Raw genomic sequence first — 16,459 nt, forward strand, 5'->3', positions numbered from 1 at the left:
GTGGGGGAGGCGAGCGATCGTCCCGAGCTGCTCCGGCTGCTCAGCGTCGTGGAGGCGTTCCGCGGAGACACCGGATGCGCCTGGTACGAGGAGCAGACCCACGCAACGCTCGTGAAGTACCTCACGGAGGAGTCCGCGGAGCTCATCGAGGCGCTCGAGAGCGACGACCCCACCGATATCCGCGAGGAGCTCGGCGACGTGCTCTTCCAGGTGCTCTTCCACTCGGACATCGCCGCCCAGCGGGCGCAGGGCGGCTTCACGCTCGAGGACGTCGCTCGTGAGCAGGCCGACAAGCTCGTGCGCCGGAACCCGCACGTCTTCGGGCCGACGCCCACCCGCGACATCGACGAGATCATCCGCCTCTGGCAGGAGGCCAAGGCCATCGAGAAGCGCGACCGCACGAGCGTGCTCGACGGCGTGCCCCGAGGGATGTCGGCGCTTGCGCTCGCGCAGAAGCTGCTCGGCAAGGAGCGCCAGCTCGGTGCGGCCGATGTCTCGCCCGCCGCCTCGCCCGCCGCCGCCTCAGCCGCTGCCTCGCCCGCCGCCTCGCCCAGCGATTCGGGATGGGTTGGGCGCTTCGGGATGGAAAGCAAGCCATCCGGAAGCGTGGAAGCCATCCCGAAACCCGGGGTGGGAGAGGAGGGCGCAGCCACCGGGGACGCGCCTGACGAGGAACTGACGCTGGGGCGAACGCTGCTTGCGCTCGTGCGCGACGCGGATGCACGGGGGCTCGACGCCGAGCGTGCGATGCGGCTCGCCAACCGCGAACTCGAGGCGCGCATCCGATCGGCCGAAGCCGAAGCCGAAGCCGAAGCCGAAACGCGAGACGCCTGAACTACGTGATCGCTGCCCGTTGAATACCCCTCCGGGGCAAGACTTGGAGGGCGAAGCGCCGGGCAGCGTTCGACCAGGCCGGCGGGCCGGGCAGGCAGGCGGGAAGGCCGGCCGCGGCGTTGCGTCAGCTCGTCGACGTGAGCGCGCCGCCCAGGTCGCGGGCGAGATTGCCGCGGTCGGCCACGACGATGTCGTCGAGGTGCTGCCAGGCGGCGGCATCGCGCAGCAGCACGGCGGTGCGTTCGGCGATGTCGGCGGGCGCATCCGCCTCGCTCCATGCAGATTGCACACGCAGGATGCGCGACTGCCGGTCGTTCTTCAGGTCGACGCGGCCGACCACCGCGTCGCCGAGCAGGATCGGCAGGGAGTAGTAGCCGTAGACGCGCTTCTCGGCGGGTGTATAGATCTCGATGCGGTAGTGGAAGTCGTGCATCCGCTCGGCTCTCGGTCGGAACCAGACGACGGGGTCGAAGGGCGAGAGGAGCGCTGCCGCGTCCATCGCGCGTGGCCGCCTCGCGTCGCGATGCAGCCACGCCGTTCCCGACGGACCGTCCTTGCCCCACTCGGCGACTCGGACGGGCAGGACCTCGCCGGAGTCGGAGAGCTCTTCGAGCGCCGTCTTCGTGAGCGCCATCGGCACGCGGAAGTAGTCGGCCAGGTCGGCCGTGGTGCCGATGCCGTGGGCGGCGGCGGCCATGCCGGTGAGCGCACGGACCGCGTCGCGCGTGCTCACCTCGGCGCCGAGCACCTCGGGCGGCAGCACCTGCTCCGGCAGCGCGTAGCGCCGCTCGAAGCCCTTGCGGGGTGCTGATGCGAGCTCACCCCAGCGGAAGAGGTACTCGAGCACGATCTTGACGTCCGACCACTCCCACCAGGAGCCGCGCCGCTTGTTGGCCTCGTGGTCGAACTCGCTGGCGGCGAGCGGGCCTCGCTCGAGGAGTTCGGCACGCAGCCACGCGATCGTCGCCGCGTGGCCCTCGAGGAACTCTGCGTTCTTGCGGCGGTCTCGTTCCTCTTTGTCGCGCATCCGCCACCCGAAGAGCGGCAGTGACGAGACGGGGAGCAGCGCCGCTTCGTGGGCCCAGTACTCCGTGAGGCGCGGTTGGCGACCGGACGCGAGACGGTCGAGTGCTGCCTTGTCGTAGCCGCCCAGTCGAGAGAAGACGGGCATGTAGTGGCTGCGCTCCCACACGTTCACGGAGTCGATCTGCAGCAGGTGGATGCGCGAGAGCAGCGAGCCCAGCTGCCGCGTTCCGGCTTCGGTCGCGGCCTTCCGCCCGCCGAACCCCTGGGCCGCGAGCGCGATGCGTCTGGCCTGAGCCGCACCGATGAGGGGAAGCTGGTCGGTCACGCGGCGCCCCCGAATCCGTCGCATGCGATCATCCTGCGAGAATAGTGCAATGGCTTCTCAGATCACTCCGCCTCGTGGCATGCGCGATTTCCTTCCGGCAGACAAGCGCAGGCGCGAGCGCATCCTCGGGACGATCCGCGAGGTCTACACGAGGCACGGCTTCGATGAGATCGAGACGCCGGTCGTGGAGGACGCCGCGCGGCTGCACTCGGGGCTCGGCGGCGACAACGAGAAGCTGTCCTTCGCCGTCATGAAGCGCGCGCTCGACGCCGAGGCGCTTGCCGCTGCCGCCGAGGCCGGCGACCCTCTCGCGCTGAGCGATCTGGGCCTGCGCTTCGACCTGACGGTGCCGCTCGCGCGGTTCGTCGCCACGCATCGCGGAACCCTGCCCGGGGTATTCCGCAGCCTGCAGATGGCGCCGGTCTGGCGCGCGGAGCGGCCGCAGAAGGGGCGCTACCGGCAGTTCGTGCAGTGCGACATCGACATCATCGGCGAGCCGGGTGCGCTCGCCGAGGTCGAGCTGCTGGTCGCGTCATCGGCCGCGCTCGTCGAGCTCGGCCTCGACAACTGCACGATCCGAGTCAACGACCGGCGCCTGCTCACCGCTCTGCTCGTGCACTGCGGATTCGCGGAGACCGAGCACGGCGCCGCACTCATCACGATCGACAAGCTCGACAAGATCGGTCCAGAGGGAGTAGCGGCTGAGCTCGCGACGCTCAACGCGACGGCCGCGCTGCAGCTCGCGGCGGCGCTCGCCACGTGGGCGCCCCTGCTGGAGACCGGCATCCGTCTCGATCGCGAGACGGTCCTCACGAGCCTGCCCGGTGCCCTCCGGGAGGACCCGGCCGTCGTCGAGGTCGTCGAGGGCATGGTCGAGATCGCGGATGCGGCCTTCGCGGCGGGCGCATCCATCCGGCTCGTGTTCGACCCGAGCCTCGTGCGTGGCATGGGCTACTACACGGGCACGATCTTCGAGGCGGCGCACCCGGAGTCGGGCTCCTCGGTCGGGGGTGGCGGACGCTACGACGGCATGATCGGCCGTTTCCTCGGTCAGGATGTGCCGGCGTGCGGGTTCTCGATCGGCTTCGAGCGCATCGTCGACCTCGCGCAGCTGCCCGACTCGGGCGACGAGCGTGCCGTGGCGCTGCTCTTCGACAAGCGAGCGTCGATCGCCGACATCGCGAAGGTCAAGGGCGCGGTCGTGCGCTCCGGAGCGTCGCGGGTGCGCGTCGCCAAGAAGCCCAAGAACGTGCGCGGCCTTCTTGCCTCGCTCGCCGAGCAGGGGTTCACGCACGTGGCCCACGTGCGCGACGAGCACGTCGCCGCGCCCGAGACGCTCAGCTTCGAGGCGCTCCAGGGCTCGTAGCCTGGCACCTCCGAACGAGGGGGAGCGCTTCTCGGCACGATCCCCGCGGGGCGGAGGTCGCAAGCCCACGTCGCCCACCTCGTGACGTCAGCGCGTCCGCGCCCTCCTCACGTTCCGCCGACCCCGATACACTGACGAAGGACCGCGTCTCTGGCGGTCCGTACGCTACTGATTCGCAAGGAGCATCCTGTGGCCCTTATTGACGTCGTCCACGCCCGCGAGATCCTCGATTCCCGAGGCAACCCAACCGTCGAGGTCGAGGTTCTGCTCGATGACGGATCGACCGGCCGCGCGGCTGTGCCGTCCGGCGCATCCACCGGCGCCTTCGAAGCCTTCGAGCTGCGCGACGGCGACGCCGACCGCTACCTCGGCAAGGGCGTCCAGAAGGCCGTCGAGGCGGTCATCGACGAGATCGACCCCGCCATCGAGTTCTTCGACGCCAGCGACCAGCGTCTCGTCGACGAGGAGCTCAAGGAGCTCGACGGCACCCCCAACAAGAAGCGCCTCGGCGCGAACGCCATCCTCGGCGTGAGCCTCGCAGTCGCGAAGGCAGCAGCCGACTCGGCTGGCCTCCCGCTCTTCCGCTACGTCGGCGGCCCCAACGCTCACGTGCTCCCCGTGCCGATGATGAACATCATCAACGGTGGCGCGCACGCTGACAACGGCATCGACGTGCAGGAGTTCATGATTCTCCCCATCGGTGCAGAGACCTTCAGCGAGGCGCTTCGCTGGGGCACCGAGGTGTACCACCAGCTCAAGAAGACCCTGCACTCCAAGGGCTACGCGACGGGTCTCGGCGACGAGGGCGGCTTCGCCCCCGACCTGCCCAACACGCGTGCGGCACTCGACCTCATCGTCGAGGCCATCGGCGCGACGAAGTACGAGCTCGGCACCGACATCGTGCTCGGCATGGACGTCGCCTCGAGCGAGTTCTTCAAGGACGGCAAGTACCACTTCGAGGGTGCTGAGGTCTCGGCTGAGGAGATGACGTCCTTCTACGAGAAGCTCGTCGCCGACTACCCGATCGTCACGATCGAGGACCCGCTGGACGAGGACGACTGGTCCGGCTACCAGGCCCTCACGGCCGCCATCGGCGCCAAGGTGCAGATCGTCGGCGACGACCTGTTCGTCACCAACCCGGAGCGCCTCCAGCGCGGCATCACGGAGGGCGCAGCGAACTCGCTCCTCGTGAAGGTCAACCAGATCGGCACGCTCACCGAGACGCTCGACGCTGTCTCGCTCGCGCAGCGCGCCGGCTACACGGCAATCCTGTCGCACCGTTCGGGCGAGACCGAGGATGCGACGATCGCGCACCTCGCGGTCGCCACGAACTCCGGCCAGATCAAGACGGGTGCGCCTGCCCGCACCGACCGCGTCGCGAAGTACAACGAGCTCCTCCGCATCGAGGAAGAGCTCGGCGACGCAGCCGTCTACGCAGGCCGCAGCGCCTTCCCCCGCCACAAGGCATAGGGATTCGGGCCGGTCGACACGGCTCACCGCCGCGCTGATCAGCGCGACACACGAACGGGTCGGGGCAAGTCCCCGGCCCGTTCGGCATGATGGGAAGCCGACACGGGAGGGGGATGCGCATGGCGAAGTCGACGGGAAAGTCGAGCTCGGGCCGGAGCGGGGGAGCCGAGTCGAAGGCCACGCCGCGCGCTCCGTCGAGGCCGAACGCGAGCGCGAAGTCGAGCGGGAGCGCCAAGCCGAAGGGCGGCACCCCAGCCAAGGCGGCGGCGAAGGGCTCGTCGAAGTCCACCCCGTCGAAGTCCACGCCCTCGAAGGCCTCGCCCTCGAAGTCGAGGTCCCGCTCCAAGCCGTCGTCGTCGTCGCCGCGCAAGCAGTCGTCCAGCGGGTCGTCGAGCGGGCCGTCGAAACAACGGCGTCGCATCCCGACCGTGCGCCCGAACGGCGCGACCGTGCTCGTGGCACTCGTCGTGATCCTCGGCATCGCGGTGCTGGCACCCACCGCGCAGCGCTACATCGCGCAGCGGCAGTACGTCGCGCAGCTGCAGGCCGAGCTGACCGAGACGCAGCAGAGCGTGGATGAGATCGCCACGGAACGCGACAGGTGGAGCGACCCCGCCTACATCCAGTCGCAGGCCCGCGGACGCCTCCTGTTCGTCATGCCCGGCGACACGAGCTACCTCGTGCTCGACCCGCCCGCCACCAACAAGCAGCAGCAGAGCAACATCAGCACCGAGCTCCACGAGACGCAGGCCAGCTGGCTCGACAGCTTCGTCGAGTCGATGGTGACCGCCGGCACCGCGCCGGCACCCGCGCCCACCCAGGGCGACTAGCGCCACGAAGCACATCGAACCCCGCGGATCGTCACTCCAGCGCATCCGCCCGCAGAACCGAAAGCGACTAATGCTCGAGTACTCAGTAGCCAGCGAACGCGACCTCGAGGTCATGGGGGAGCAGCTCGGCCGCCCCATGCGGGGTGTCGTCGGGATCGGCGCCCGGTGCGTCTGCGGCAACCCGACGGTCGTCGTCACGCGCCCACGGCTGCCCGACGGCACGCCGTTCCCCACGCTCTACTACCTGTCTCATCCCGCCGCGACCATCGCGATGTCGCAGATCGAGGCGGAGCAGATCATGCCGGAGATGCAGCAGCGGTTGAGCGACGACGAGGAGTTCCGTGCCGCCTACCTGGCCGCACACGAGCGCTACCTCGCCGAACGCGAATCGCTCGAGGTCGTCGAGGAGATCGCCGGTGTCACCGCCGGCGGCATGCCCACGCGCGTGAAGTGCCTCCACGCCCTGGCCGCCCATTCGCTGGTCGCGGGGCCCGGCGTGAACCCCGTCGGAGACTGGGCGCTCGAGCTGTCCACCTGGTCTCCGAAGCGCTGCGTGTGCGCGAACCCGGGCGATGCACTCGCCCGTGACGCGCAGGAGTAGACTTGACAAGGTTTTCCTCGCCCAACCATCGCATGCAGGGAGTACAAGTACGTGACTAAGATTCTCATCGTTGGCGGAGGCTACGCCGGCTTCTACACGGCGTGGCAGCTCGAGAAGCAGCTGAACCCGGGCGAAGCCCAGGTCACAGTCGTCGATCCGCTGCCGTACATGACGTACCAGCCATTCCTCCCAGAGGTCATCAGCGGCAACATCGAGCCGCGTCACGCAGTCGTCTCGCTGCGTCGCCACCTCAAGCGCTCGCGCGTCATCACGGCTGAGGTCACGAACATCGACCACGCCACGAAGACGGCGACCATCACGCCCCAGATCGGCGAGCCGTACACGGTCAACTACGACATCATCGTGGTCACCGCCGGCGCCGTCTCGCGCACCTTCCCGATCCCCGGCATCGCCGACAACGCCATCGGCGTGAAGACGGTCGAAGAGGCCACGTGGATCCGCGACACCATGATCGACAACTTCAACAAGGCGTCGACCATGGCCCCGGGCCCGGAGCGCACGCGCCTCCTCACATTCGTCGTCGTCGGCGGTGGCTTCGCCGGCATCGAATCGTTCGCCGAGATGCGCTCGCTCGCGACCGCGCTGCTGGAGGACTACCCGTCGCTGCAGTTCGACGACGTGCACTTCCACCTCATCGAGGCTGCCGGGCGCATCATGCCCGAGGTATCGGAAGACACCGCACTGTGGGTCATCAAGAACCTCGCAGAGCGCGGCGCGACCGTGCACCTCAACACGCAGGTCACCTCTGCGGTCGACGGCGTCGTCGAGACCTCGGCTGGCGACAAGTTCCCCACCGATGTCATCGTCTGGACCGCCGGCGTCATGGCAGCTCCGATCATCAAGAGCAACAGCGACCTCCCGGTCGACGAGCGCGGACGCCTCCGGGCACGCGCCGACCTCCGTGTCGAGGGCGACAACGGCATCGTCCAGGACGCCTGGGCAGCCGGCGACGTCTCGGCGGTCCCCGACCTCTCCGGTGGTGGAGTCGGCGGCTTCTGCGTGCCGAACGCCCAGCACGCGGTCCGTCAGGGCAAGCTCATGGCCTCCAACCTCGTGGCGACGCTCCGCGGCGGAACGCCGAAGGACTACTACCACGAGAACATGGGCGCGGTTGCCGGTCTCGGCATCGGCGTCGGCGCATTCCAGTCGGGCACCTTCGCCCTGACCGGTGTGCTCGCCTGGCTCGCCCACCGTGGTTACCACGACCTGGCGATCCCGACCGTCGAGCGCAAGATCCGCGTGCTCACCGGCTGGATCAACAACTTCGTGCTCGGCCGCGACTTCGTCTCGCTCAGCGCCCGCGAGACGCCTCGCGCCGGTTTCGAGCGGTTCGCTTCGCGTCCGCGCCCCGCAGCCCCCGAGGCCAAGGCGGATGCACCGAAGAAGCTCCCCGCGTCGAGCGAGCACGGCGGCGACAAGGCTGCTGCCTCGACCGAGAAGCCTGCGGCGGACACCAGCGGCAAGACGGTGACCGAGAAGGTCGCCGCTGAAGCGGGATCGGCTGCTCCGAAGCCCGCCGCGCGTTCGGCCAAGGCGCCTGCTGGCGACAGCAAGTAGCTGACCTCGTCGGGGCCGTCACATCTTCGGATGCGGCGGCCCCGACGTGTACGCCCCACTAGCCCAATTGGCAGAGGCAGAAGACTTAAAATCTTTCCAGGTCAGGGTTCGAGTCCCTGGTGGGGCACCAAGAGACGACTCCGGCTCGCGTCGAGCTTCGCGCGCAACCGCCGCGTCCCTCACCTCGACGTCCTGCCCGTCTGGTCGCTGTGGTGTGTCCGCGTTCGAGGCAGCTGCTCGGGCGCACTCGGCGCCGACCCGCGATACTGGCCGTATGCCGATTCTCAACAAGGACATGACCCTCTGCATCTCGCTCGCCGCGCGGCCGTCGAACCTGGGGACGCGGTTCCACAACTACCTCTACGAGGAGCTCGGTCTCAACTTCATCTACAAGGCCTTCACGACGGATGACATCGAGGGCGCGATCCGCGGTGTCACCGCGCTCGGCATCCGCGGATGCTCCGTCTCGATGCCCTTCAAGGAAGCCGTGATCGCGCTCGTCGACGAGCTCGACCCTTCCGCCCTGGCTATCGAGTCGGTCAACACGATCGTGAATGACGGCGGCAGGCTCATCGCGTCGAACACCGACTACGAGGCCATCGCCGAGCTCATCGCCGAGCACGACATCAGCTCGTCGCTGCCGGTTGTCGTGCGCGGCGCCGGTGGCATGGCGAAGGCCGTCGTCGCGGCGTTCCGGGACGCCGGCTTCGGCGATCTGACCGTCGTCGCACGCAACGAGATCGCCGGCACCGCCCTCGCAGAGAAGTACGGGTACCGGTGGCAGCGCGCCGACCCCGAGCCAGGTGCCTTCGTGCTGGTCAATGTCACGCCCTTGGGCATGACCGGGGCAGACGAGGCCGCGCTGTCGTTCAGCGAGGAGCAGGTGGCCGCCGCTGCACTCGTGTTCGACGTCGTCGCCTTTCCGGCGGAGACCCCACTCATCAGGCTCGCACGAGCGCAGGGTGTTCCCGTGGTCACCGGTGCCGCTGTTGCCGCCCTGCAGGCGGCCCGGCAGTTCGAGAAGTACACGGGGGAGCGCATCACCGCCGAGCAGGTCGAGCGGGCGGCCGCCTTCTCTCGAGAGCTCTAGGCCGCCCGACGGGATCGGGGCGCCGCGGTCTCGGTGGCGGGCCAACCCGCTACGTGGTCGTGGCTGCTCGGCGCCCAACTCGTTCGGCGCGCTGGGCGCCGAGCATTGCATGCACGATCATGTCCTCGTCGAGCAGCTCGGAGCGTCCCTCGAGCGCGGTCCTGCCGTTGGCGAGCACCACGACGCGGTGGCTCCACCTGAGCAGCTCGGTGAGATCTGTGCCCAGGAACACGACCGCCGTGCCGGTCTCGGCGAGGCTGTGGAGGAAGGTGAAGACGGCACGACGTGCGCCGACGTCGACGCCCTGCGTCGGGTGAGCGAGCACGAGCACCGTGCCGCCGCGCTCGACGGCACGGATGAACTCGGCTTTCTGCTGGTCTCCGCCCGAGAGCTCTGCGAGCGCGGTGTGGATGCTCGCGGTGTTGATGCGCAGTCGGTGCACGAGGTCGATCATCTTCCTCGCCCGCGAGATCTCCGCGCCGAGGGTCGCATCAGTCGCGCCGACGCCGTGGATGAGGCTCCGATCGGCGTCGAACCCCGGAACCGCGTCCGCGAGGAAGCTCACGCCGTGAGCTTCGGCGATGCCTGCCTCTGCCAGGTCGACAGGCTCCCCGAACAGTTCCACGTGGCCCTGCTGCGGGCGGGTCGCGCCACCGAGGATCTCGATGAGCTGACGGACGCCCGAGTCGTGCGTCCCTGTGACGCCAACGACCTCGCCCGGCCGCACGTGGAGATCGACGCCGTGCAGGAGGCACCCGTCGCCGACGCCGAACGCGGCGAGCGCGGCACGGTGCGCATCCTCCCCGGAGCTCGCGAGGCTCGCTTCCGCGTCCGGCAACTCGCCGATGAGCATGACCGTGAGCTCCTCGGCGCTGAGCCCGCCGATGGGGGTGTCGATGGCGATCGTGCCGTCACGGAGCAGGAGGACGCGGTCGACGATCGACTGCACCTCGTCCATGCGGTGCGTGATGTACAGGATGCTTCGGCCCTGCGAGGCGAGCTGCCGGAGGACTCGGTGCAGGAGCGCGATCTCGTGGTCCGCGAGCGTGACGGCCACCTCGTCGATCACGACGAGCTGCGCCTCCTCGGCGAGCATGCGAACGACCTCGACGAGCGCGCGACGACCCCGGTCGAGCTCATCGATCATCGCGTGAAGATCGAGTTCGGTGCTGGTCTGCTCGACGAGTTCCCGTGCGCGTTCGAGAACCGCCTCGTGCGACTCATCGGCCCGATAGGTGTTGCGGAAGAGCGCCTGCGCGACCGTCAGGCCCCTCGGCGGCTCCGCGTTCTGGGTGATCACTCCGACGCCGCAGGCCTGCGCCTCCGCGAGTGAGGCAGGCGCGTACGGCTCCTCGCCGAGAATCATGGTTCCGGATTCGAGCTGCTGGCGTCCGACGAGTGTGCTCACGAGCGTGCTCTTTCCTGCGCCGTTGACTCCGATGAGCCCGACGATCTGCCCCCGATACAGGGTGAGATCGACCGCCCGGAGCACCTGCCGGTTGCCGTACGAAGTCGTTGCGCCGATCAGGTGCACAAGAGTTTCCATCGTTCCCCCTCGATAGATGTGCGAAGCATGATTCCGAAAGCAAAACAGCTCCGCGTGTCTGCCCCCTCGCGGAGATCCGCGAACTCAGACGACTCGAATCTATACGAGATCGGCGCTCTGGATCGCCAGAGCGACGCTCGGGTGTGCGCTACTGTCGTGTCGGCTGCTATCTGCAGCTGATGCCGACACGTACAACGTCGGCCTGATGTTCACGCGCAGACACCCTTCTCGTCGGTCGATCGGATGAGGGAACCGGGTCCACCTGCCGCGCGGACGACGGCCGAAGTGACGGGGTGGCCGCTCCGTGAGCATGCAGGACCGCTCGCGTACGGTGCGCCGCTCGCGGATCGTTGTCCCGTCGGCATGGGTGAGTCGGATGCCTCATTCACTTCGACAGGGACGATGGTGCAGGACGACATCTGACCTGCAGGTCCGGGGTCGATGAGGCAGCGACACAAAAACAAGGGGGAGACAAGACATGAGTTCACTCGATGAGGCCATCAACCAGCTGCTGAGCATCGAAGGCGCGACGGGGGCCGCGATCGTCGACTACGCGAGCGGCATGGCGCTGGCGCAGGGCGGCAATCCGTCGTTCGATCTCGGCATCGCCGCCGCGGGCAACGCCAACGTCGTGCGCGCGAAGCTCAGCACGATGTCCGAGCTCGGCATCGCCGATGAGATCGACGACATCCTGATCACGCTGAGTTCGCAGTACCACCTCATCAACGTCCTCAACTCGCAGGGGTCGAGCGGTCTGTTCATCTATCTGGTGCTCAATCGCACGAGCGCCAACCTGGCGCTCGCTCGCCACAAGCTGAAGGTGGTTGCTGCGCAGATCGCGGTGTAACCGGCGTCGGTCGTGCCGGCATGAGGGCCGCCCAGAACGGTGCCCCTCGTGCCGGCAAGCAGTTGTTGTACTTCGTACAGAATATGCAACACTGTCGTCATGATGCATGTGCTGACGCCGGGATTCGAGCCCACCACGGTCGACTACGCGGAGGCTCTCGCGCTCCAGCGGCGGCTGCACGCCGAGCGCGTTCGGGGAGACCGGGGCGACGCGCTTGTCCTCCTCGAACACCCGAGCGTCTACACTGCGGGGCGCCTCACCAGGCGGAGCGAACGGCCCAGCGACGGCACGCCCGTCGTCGAGGTCGACCGCGGAGGGCGGCTGACCTGGCATGGGCCCGGCCAGCTCGTCGGCTATCCGATCGTCAAGCTGCCCGAGCCCATCGACGTCGTCGCCCACGTCCGCCGCCTCGAGGCGGCCCTCATCGAGCTCGTCGCCGAGTTCGGCGTCGAGGGCGTGCAGGTCGACGGCCGTTCCGGCGTGTGGGTCGAGGACGACCACGGTGCTCGGAAGATCGCCGCGATCGGGGTCCGTGTCGTCGAAGGCTGCACGATGCACGGCTTCGCGCTCAACTGCTCCAACTCCCTCGAGCCCTTCAGCCGCATCGTGCCGTGCGGCATCGCCGACGCCGGAGTCACGTCCCTGAGCGCCGAGCTCGGGCGGTCGATCACCCCCGCGGAGGTTGCTCCGAGAGCGGCCGAACTACTCACCGCTCACCTCGGTGTCGACGCGGGAGTCGCAGCGTGACGATCAAGCCCGAGGGCCGCAAGCTGCTCCGCGTCGAGGCGCGGAACGCCCAGACGCCCATCGAGCGCAAGCCGGAGTGGATCAAGACGAGAGCGAAGATGGGGCCGGAGTTCCGGCAGGTCTCAGAGCTCGTCAAGGCGGGCGGCCTGCACACCGTCTGCCAGGAGGCAGGCTGCCCGAACATCTACGAATGCTGGGAGGACAGGGAAGCCACGTTCCTCATCGGCGGTTCGCAGTGCACCCGTCGCTGCGACTTCTGCCAGATCGATACGGGCAAGCCTGCCGACTACGACACCGACGAGCCGCGCCGGGTGGCGGAGTCCGTCACGACCATGGGGCTGCGCTACGCGACCGTGACCGGAGTCGCCCGTGATGACCTGCCGGACGAGGGCGCCTGGCTGCACGCGGAGACGGTCCGGCGCATCCACGCCGAGAATCCGGGGACCGGTGTCGAGATCCTCGCGACGGACTTCTCCGGCAATCCTGCGCTTCTCGGAGAGGTCTTCTCCTCGAGGCCCGAGGTGTTCGCGCACAACGTGGAGACCGTGCCTCGCATCTTCAAGCGCATCCGCCCCGCCTTCAGATACGAGCGCTCGCTCGACGTCCTCACGCAGGCCAGGTCCGCGGGGCTCGTCACGAAGTCCAACCTGATCCTCGGCATGGGGGAGGAGCGCGATGAGATCGAGCAGGCGCTCGTCGACCTCCACGATGCGGGCTGCGACATCATCACGCTCACGCAGTATCTCCGGCCGAGCCCAAGGCATCTGCCCGTGGCGCGGTGGGTCAAGCCGCAGGAGTTCATCGCGCTCAAGGCCGTGGCCGAGGAGATCGGCTTCCTCGGGGTGCTCGCCGGCCCGCTCGTCCGCTCCTCCTACCGCGCCGGTCGACTCTGGGCACAGGCTGCTCGACGCCGCGGGATGCCCATCCCGCAGCATCTTCAGCACCTCGCGGACTCCGCATCCAGCGAATTCGCTCAAGCGGTGGGCTGACCCCGCCGTCTCGCAGTCGAGGCGGGTTACCATTCCGGCATGCTCGAAGTCTGGATCGCCGTCGGAGCCGTGCTCCTCATCGTCATCGCCGTAGTCGTCTACGTCGTCGCCACCAACCGCTCGCTCAAGCGCCTGAGCGCCCGCGTCGACGGAGCGTGGAGCGACATCACGACGCAACTGGCGGCCCGCGAGGAGCTGCTCCCGCAGCTCGAGACGCGTGTGCGCGGCCTCGCGACGCATGAGGACAAGGTCTTCGCGGCGTTCCAGGAGGCCCGCGCTGCGAGTTCGCGCGCGACGACACCCGAAGAGGTGAGCGCGGCCGAGAACCTCGTGCAGGGCTCGCTGCGCGGCGTGTTCGCCGCGGCAGAGGCCTACCCGCAGCTCCAGTCCAGCCGCGAGTTCCTGCAGCTGCAGTCCGACCTCGTCGACGTGGAGAACCGCATCCAGGCGTCGCGTCGCTTCTACAACGGGGGAGTGCGCGAGTACAACACCAAGGTGAAGGTGTTCCCGAACAACCTCGTCGCGGGCCCGCTCCACTTCGAGCAGCGGACCTTCTTCGAGGTCGCCGACCGGGCTGCCATCTCGCAGCCCCCTCGGGTGCAGTTCTAATGGCATCGCAGCGTCCGCGGGCGCTCCTAGTATTGAGCCTATGACCGAACGCGACCTCGACGAGACTGCCGCCAAGGCGGCATCGCCGAGAACCGGCTCCACCCTGGCGCAGAACCCCACGCCAGCGCTCCGCAACGAGAGCGAGGACGAGCTCGTGCCCCGGGGGCTGCGCATCGGCGCGGCCTGGGCCTGGCGCACCGTGGCCATCCTGCTGGCCCTGATCCCCCTCGGGTGGCTCGTCGCACAGGCATCGATCCTCGTCATTCCGCTGCTCGTGGCCGCGCTCCTGGCGTCGCTGCTCGCACCGCTCATGAAGTGGCTCGTGGGTGTCGGCCTCCCGAGGTGGGCAGCGCTCATCCTGTCGCTCATCGTCCTGCTGGTCGCGATCGGCACGCTGATCAGCCTGGTCGTCAGCCAGTTCGCGCAAGGCTTCAACCTCGACCTGGGCAAGCTCGAGGCTCAGTACCAGCTGGCGCTGCAGTTCCTCAGAGACTCCCCGCTGCATGTCACCGAGGAGCAAGTCGACGCGGGACTCAGCGAGATCGTCGGCTGGGTGCAGTCGAACGTGAACTCCATCGCGTCCCAGGCGGTCTCGGTCGGCTCCAATGTTGTCGCCTTCCTCGCCGGCACGCTCGTCACCGCCTTCGCCCTGATCTTCTATCTCCTCGACGGCCGCAGCATCTGGCTCTTCATCGTGTCGATCTTCCCCAAGAAGGCGCGCGCCGCCATCGACGGTGCTGGCCAGCGGGGCTGGATCTCGGTCGGCCACTACGTGCGCGTCCAGGTGCTCGTCGCGCTCATCGACGCCGTCGGCATCTACCTCGGTGCCGTCATCCTGCAGGTGCCGTTCGCGTTGCCGATCGGCGTGATCGTCTTCCTCGCGTCGTTCGTCCCCTACATCGGCGCGATCTCGGCCGGCACGATCGCCGTCGCCGTGGCGCTGGCCTACAACGGCTTCCTCAATGCGCTCATCATGCTCATCGTCGTCGTCGCGGTCATGCAGATCGAGTCGCACATCCTGCAGCCGCTCATCATGGGCAGCGCCGTGAAACTGCACCCGCTCGCGGTGCTGTTGTCGGTGAGCGCAGGAACCATCTTCGGCGGCATCGCCGGCGCCGTCTTCGCCGTTCCCCTCGTCGCGGCAGGCAAGGTCATGGTCCAGTTCATCTCGCGTGGCACTTGGCGCGATGACCCCGACCCGACGAAGATCACGCAAACCCCCGTATCCAAGCGCGAGAAGGCCAAGCGCGAGAAGAAGGCAAGCACGGTATGACCGCTCCCACCATCACGCTGGAACAGATCGTCGCCGCACGTGAAATCGTGCGGCAGGTCATCTCCCAGACCCCCATCGACTCGGCCCGGTTCCTGTCCGAGAAGCTCGGCTCTCCTGTGCTCCTCAAGTGCGAGAACATGCAGCGCACGGGCTCGTACAAGATCCGCGGGGCGACGTACCGCCTCTCGCGGCTGAGTGAGGAGCAGCGCTCGCGTGGAGTCGTGGCCGCCTCGGCCGGCAACCACGCGCAGGGCGTCGCCTTCGCGGCCCGCGAGCTCGGCATCAAGGCGACGATCTTCATGCCGGTCGGCGTTCCGCTGCCGAAGCTGCAGGCGACCCGCGGCTACGGTGCAGAGGTCGTCCTGACCGGCGTCAACGTGGCGGATGCGCTCGTCGCCGCCAAGCAGTTCGCCGTCGACACCGGGGCCGAGTTCATCCACCCGTACGACCACGCCGACATCATCACGGGCCAGGCCACCCTCGCGCTGGACATCCTCGAGCAGGCGCCCGACGTCGACACGATCATCGTGCCCATCGGCGGCGGCGGGCTCATCTCGGGCGTCAGCGTCGCGGCGAAGCTCCTCGGCGAGCAGCGTGGGCGGCCCATCCGCATCATCGGCGTGCAGGCGGCCAACTCTGCGCCGTTCCCCGTCTCGCTCGAGGCCGGCTACCCCGTGAAGATCCAGGCTCGCCCGACCATCGCCGACGGCATCGCCGTCGACATGCCCGGCGAGATCACCTTCGAGGTGGTCCGCAATCTCGTCGACGAGGTCGTCACCGTCTCGGAAGACGACATCTCGCGCGCCATCCTGCTCCTCGTCGAGCGGGCCAAGCTCGTGGCCGAGCCGGCAGGTGCGACCGCCGTCGCTGCCATCCTCGCGGACAAGATCAAGGACGCGGGCACCACGGTCGCCATCCTGTCCGGCGGCAACATCGACCCGCTCATGCTCGAGAAGGTGCTGAGCCGCGGCCTCGCCGCCTCTGACCGGTACCTGAAGCTCGTCATCGAGCTGCAGGACGTTCCCGGCCAGCTCGCGCTGATCGCGAAGACCATCAGCGAGGTGAACGCGAACGTGGTCGAGGTGCTGCACACTCGCCACAACAAGGGTCTGCAGGTGAGCCACGTCGAGCTCGAGGTGTCGGTCGAGACTCGAGGCACCGAGCACTCCCACCAGGTGATGGATGCGCTGCGTGCGCTCGGCTACCAGCCGCGGACGAGCAGGGACGCGTCCCCGCTTCCCTGATCGCGAGCACCCTCGCAGGAACGAGAAGAGGACCTCCCGCGGGAGGTCCTCTCCGTGTGTCCGAGTGCGTGGCCGCGTCGAACG

The 16,459-nt window shown here is 68.4% G+C and carries 15 protein-coding genes and 1 tRNA gene; 14 read left to right on the forward strand and 2 right to left on the reverse strand.

Annotated elements, in window-relative coordinates:
- Complete coding sequence (locus C5E05_RS00175) at window positions 1-834, forward strand: MazG nucleotide pyrophosphohydrolase domain-containing protein (RefSeq protein ID WP_104340791.1); 834 nt, start codon at window positions 1-3, stop codon at window positions 832-834.
- 124 nt (window positions 835-958) lie between these two features.
- Here the strand turns inward: C5E05_RS00175 and C5E05_RS00180 are convergent, their stop codons facing one another.
- Window positions 959-2,209 carry a winged helix-turn-helix domain-containing protein gene (locus C5E05_RS00180; RefSeq protein ID WP_104340792.1) on the reverse strand — a complete coding sequence of 417 codons (1,251 nt, stop codon included), beginning with the start codon at window positions 2,207-2,209 and terminating at the stop codon, window positions 959-961.
- A 25-nt stretch (window positions 2,210-2,234) separates the two neighbouring features.
- Between C5E05_RS00180 and hisS the strand changes: the two genes are divergently transcribed.
- The 7 genes from hisS (at window position 2,235) to C5E05_RS00220 (ending at window position 9,120) form a co-directional block, all read left to right on the forward strand.
- Entirely contained in the window at window positions 2,235-3,551 is a 1,317-nt protein-coding gene (gene hisS, locus C5E05_RS00185) for a histidine--tRNA ligase (protein ID WP_104340793.1), read from the forward strand.
- Window positions 3,552-3,740: 189 nt separating this feature from the next.
- A complete protein-coding gene (gene eno, locus C5E05_RS00190; protein WP_104241653.1) occupies window positions 3,741-5,021 on the forward strand; it encodes a phosphopyruvate hydratase in 1,281 nt (426 codons plus the stop codon).
- Window positions 5,022-5,140: 119 nt separating this feature from the next.
- Window positions 5,141-5,851: a septum formation initiator family protein gene (locus tag C5E05_RS00195; RefSeq protein ID WP_146080976.1), complete on the forward strand. Its 711-nt coding sequence runs from the start codon at window positions 5,141-5,143 to the stop codon at window positions 5,849-5,851.
- 70 nt (window positions 5,852-5,921) lie between these two features.
- Window positions 5,922-6,452, forward strand: coding sequence for a DUF501 domain-containing protein (locus tag C5E05_RS00200; RefSeq protein ID WP_228496610.1), 531 nt, complete (start codon window positions 5,922-5,924; stop codon window positions 6,450-6,452).
- A gap of 51 nt (window positions 6,453-6,503) precedes the next feature.
- The gene (locus C5E05_RS00205) at window positions 6,504-8,030 is read left to right on the forward strand and encodes an FAD-dependent oxidoreductase (protein ID WP_104298523.1); all 1,527 of its coding nucleotides are present in this window, start codon (window positions 6,504-6,506) and stop codon (window positions 8,028-8,030) included.
- Window positions 8,031-8,082: 52 nt separating this feature from the next.
- Window positions 8,083-8,160: transfer RNA gene (locus tag C5E05_RS00210), tRNA-Leu, on the forward strand.
- A gap of 144 nt (window positions 8,161-8,304) precedes the next feature.
- Window positions 8,305-9,120: a shikimate 5-dehydrogenase gene (locus tag C5E05_RS00220; RefSeq protein WP_104340795.1), complete on the forward strand. Its 816-nt coding sequence runs from the start codon at window positions 8,305-8,307 to the stop codon at window positions 9,118-9,120.
- A gap of 49 nt (window positions 9,121-9,169) precedes the next feature.
- On the opposite strand, the gene C5E05_RS00225 is transcribed toward C5E05_RS00220, so the two are convergent.
- On the reverse strand, window positions 9,170-10,666 hold the full coding sequence (locus C5E05_RS00225; RefSeq protein ID WP_104340796.1) for an ATP-binding cassette domain-containing protein: 1,497 nt from the start codon (window positions 10,664-10,666) through the stop codon (window positions 9,170-9,172).
- 478 nt (window positions 10,667-11,144) lie between these two features.
- Between C5E05_RS00225 and C5E05_RS00230 the strand changes: the two genes are divergently transcribed.
- From C5E05_RS00230 to ilvA, 6 genes are all read left to right on the forward strand, one after another.
- Window positions 11,145-11,513 (forward strand): hypothetical protein, encoded by a 369-nt coding sequence (locus tag C5E05_RS00230; RefSeq protein WP_104241648.1) that lies wholly within the window; start codon window positions 11,145-11,147, stop codon window positions 11,511-11,513.
- A 99-nt stretch (window positions 11,514-11,612) separates the two neighbouring features.
- Entirely contained in the window at window positions 11,613-12,260 is a 648-nt protein-coding gene (gene lipB, locus C5E05_RS00235) for a lipoyl(octanoyl) transferase LipB (RefSeq protein ID WP_104298526.1), read from the forward strand.
- The gene (gene lipA, locus C5E05_RS00240) at window positions 12,257-13,249 is read left to right on the forward strand and encodes a lipoyl synthase (protein ID WP_104340797.1); all 993 of its coding nucleotides are present in this window, start codon (window positions 12,257-12,259) and stop codon (window positions 13,247-13,249) included. Before lipB ends, lipA begins: the two co-directional genes overlap by 4 nt.
- Window positions 13,250-13,288: 39 nt before the next feature.
- Entirely contained in the window at window positions 13,289-13,858 is a 570-nt protein-coding gene (locus C5E05_RS00245; RefSeq protein ID WP_104298528.1) for a LemA family protein, read from the forward strand.
- Between the two features lie 40 nt (window positions 13,859-13,898).
- Window positions 13,899-15,131: an AI-2E family transporter gene (locus tag C5E05_RS00250; protein ID WP_104241644.1), complete on the forward strand. Its 1,233-nt coding sequence runs from the start codon at window positions 13,899-13,901 to the stop codon at window positions 15,129-15,131.
- Complete coding sequence (gene ilvA / locus C5E05_RS00255) at window positions 15,128-16,375, forward strand: threonine ammonia-lyase (protein WP_104241643.1); 1,248 nt, start codon at window positions 15,128-15,130, stop codon at window positions 16,373-16,375. Before C5E05_RS00250 ends, ilvA begins: the two co-directional genes overlap by 4 nt.
- Window positions 16,376-16,459: the final 84 nt, after the last annotated feature.

Source organism: Pseudoclavibacter sp. AY1H1, from assembly GCF_002931055.1.
Taxonomy (GTDB): domain Bacteria; phylum Actinomycetota; class Actinomycetes; order Actinomycetales; family Microbacteriaceae; genus Pseudoclavibacter.